The sequence below is a fragment of the Synechococcus sp. R55.7 genome, from assembly GCF_047461955.1.
GTDB lineage: Bacteria > Cyanobacteriota > Cyanobacteriia > Thermostichales > Thermostichaceae > Thermostichus.
On record NZ_JANSIC010000124.1, the window covers coordinates 2204 to 5115 of the forward strand.

The following is a 2912-nucleotide window of genomic DNA, read 5'->3' on the forward strand; positions in this document are numbered from 1 at the left end:
GATCCACTGCCGGGCGAGCAATGGGAGCCAGGTAGATCACCAAAGCCCCTGCCAGAAACCCCAAGACGTTGCGCAAGACCGGGATCCAATCCTGCGTGCGTGTGACCACCGGGCCGATACCGAAAGCCCCGAACAAAATGAACCACAGGGGAGAAATGAGCAAGGCCCAACGCCAGTTAAACAGCTCCTCCGCATGGCGGGGCTTGCCGGCAAACCCGAAGACAATCCCGCCCAAAATCGAGGTCACCAGCGTTAGGATCCACTGCTCCTGAGGCAGGCCGGGCACCACGCGGCAGCCTCCCTGATGAAAGCAGCGATCCAAAACATCCACGGTCTCCAGGATGGCGCGGTGGGTGCCGTGCTCCCGCACATAGAATTGGTTGCCAAAGCGAGATTGCAGCTCAATCCAAAAGGTACGTGGCAAGATCTCGCGCACAGCATCCCCCACATTAAACGCCAGTAAGTTGCCCCCCCTGGGATCCGCCACCATCAGAACGCTGCGCTCATTCAAGCCCCAGTATTCCTTCACCTGACGACCCGGTGTTTGGTCGAACTGAGTCAGCACCCGCAGCTTCCAGCCGGTGTCTTGCTCTAACTTGTTCAGATGCTGGGCCAGTTGAGCTTCCTGATTGCTGGTCAACTGATCCGCTAAGTCCAAGACCGGCACAGGCGGCTGGGGCAACTCCATCGGCACCACCGGCAGGGCAGGTTGCGCCCAGGTCAGGGATCCCCCGCCCACCGCAATCAACAGCCCAAGGCAAAAGCCCACCCCAACGCGGAGTATCCGCTGCCACTCGATGCTCATGCTGATCCCTCTCCTAGCTTTGACGCTGAGATACTGAGAAATGATGTTAAGAAATGTTTCAATTTCTTATAGATCTATCATGCACCGGAACAAGACGTTTGGCCAGAGGGATCCCGGGGAAGGAGCGGTGACAGGGGCAGTGCCTATATCAAGCTGGGGCTGAAGGTGCCGGCAGGGTCAAATTGCTGCTTCAGCTTGCGCATTAGGCTGGCAACCGGGCCAAAGTCATGGGCAAGAGCCTTCTTCAGAGCCGGCGGCGCCTCCAGAAGCAGGAGAAATCCGCCCGCAGACTTGAGGTAGCGCTGCAGTTGCATCAGGGATCCCACTTCTGGCTGAACCAGCCAAGCCCGTCCTAGCCCACAGCCTCGGTGCAGTTGCACCTGAGCTCCAGGAAACAGGGTTTGAAACTGCTCCAGTGTTGCCAAGCTCTGACTGGGCAGGCACCCGAACTTGGCCAGCACCGCCCCTGAGCCGGGTTGAGGCAGGGGCAGAGAGTCGGGATTCACTTCCTGCAAAGTCAGCCCTGCAGGGGCCAGCCGCCGCGTTTGGGCCATCTGCTGGGCAATCGCCCGCTCCGAGCCGTGAAAGCTGAGCCAAACTTGGGATCCCTCTGCCCTTAGCCAGAGATCCACCCCCACAGGGTTAACCGGGCCGGTCAGCACCTGCTGACACAGGACCTCCAGCTCCGGCAAAGATCCTATGGCCAGCAAAGTAGACTGAGCTGCCGGCAACGGGTAAAGCCGTAGGCTCACCTGGGTCAAAATTCCTAGGCTGCCCAAGGATCCGGTGAACAGCTTCATCAGGTCATAGCCAGCAACATTCTTGACAACCCGCCCGCCCGCTTTGGCCACCTCCCCATCCGCCCGCACCCAGGCTATGCCCAGCAGCAAGTCGCGGATCCCGCCGTAACGCCAGCGCAGAGAACCCGTATCGGCAGTGGCGATAATGCCCCCCAGGGTAGCCCGCTCCGGATAGAGGGGATCCACCGGCCACCATTGCCCTCGCTCCGCCAAAATGGGTTGCAGTTCCGCCAAAGTCATACCGGCTTCCACCGTGACGGTGAGATCAGCAGCCGCATGGTCGATGAGCCGGCGTAAGCCGCGCGTGCTGAGAACCAAATCCACCGGCTCCACAGAGTGGGCCCAGCCCCACTTGCTCCCCTGCCCCAGCGGCAGCACTTTCCGCCCTTGGCACTCCTTTAAGATTCCGGCCAATTCCGAGACCGTTGATGGAGTCTGGATCGGCAAGGGATCCCCTGGATCAGATAGCAAGGTCGCCAGTGAATGGGGAGAAGACATTGGGGAAAGCGAAGCAGAGATTAAACAGAAGCAGAGATTAAAGAGAGAAAACCTGTCCAAACCAGCCCAATTGCGGGGTTATCCCACCCTACCTCAGTCTACAGCCAGCAAAAATCTCAGCTTGGAGAGATGACCCTCAACCAGAGCCAGCCTTCAATGTGGTACCGCCCTTACACAGGTCTGCCGAAAATCTCGGAACCAAAGCTCCGCCTCGTCACTGCTCACCCTGAAAGATCCTGAAGAGATCCATAAGCCTGCAGGGTTTCTCTCTCCCGCAGACTACTATCTGATACTAGTGGAGAAGCCGTGCGCAGCGAAGCAGACTCTACAATCGGAAAACTTTGTAAACTCCGTAAACAATGCAAACAAAAATAAAAAACGGCAACAGTAAAAAACGACGGATTAAGTTGAGCAAGGTAGTTTGCAGACGCTGTGAGCAGATTATCTGCTAGGATGGACGCTCTTTGTATTGGGGAAAAGCAGTCGTGAGTGCGCTGAGCAACATCATCTTGGTGGCTATGGGGATCCTCCTGACCCTTGCCAGCCTTTGGTACGGGCAAAACCACCATCTGCTTCCCGAATCTGCTGCCGAATCAGCCCCCTTGTTCGACAGCCTCTTTAACAGCACCATAACCATTGCCACAGGGATCTTTTTGGTGGTACAGGGTGTACTTCTCTACTGTATTGTCCGCTACCGCAAGCGGCGAGGCGACAAAGGCGACGGGGATCCCAGCCACGGCAATGTGCTGCTGGAGATCGTGTGGACGGCGGTGCCGGCGGTGATCATTCTTTGGTTGGGCTTGGCCAGC

At 57.8% G+C, this 2912-nt stretch carries 3 protein-coding genes; 1 reads left to right on the top strand and 2 read right to left on the bottom strand.

Annotated features, from left to right (window positions below; translation table 11 throughout):
- A partial coding sequence (locus NW820_RS07950; RefSeq protein ID WP_414407177.1) for a TPM domain-containing protein occupies positions 1–688 on the bottom strand: 688 nt, incomplete at its 3' end.
- Positions 689–948: 260 nt separating this feature from the next.
- Positions 949–2052 carry an FAD-binding oxidoreductase gene (locus NW820_RS07955; RefSeq protein ID WP_414407173.1) on the bottom strand — a complete coding sequence of 368 codons (1104 nt, stop codon included), beginning with the start codon at positions 2050–2052 and terminating at the stop codon, positions 949–951.
- Positions 2053–2588: 536 nt separating this feature from the next.
- Between NW820_RS07955 and NW820_RS07960 the strand changes: the two genes are divergently transcribed.
- A partial coding sequence (locus NW820_RS07960) for a cytochrome c oxidase subunit II transmembrane domain-containing protein (RefSeq protein ID WP_414407174.1) occupies positions 2589–2912 on the top strand: 324 nt, incomplete at its 3' end.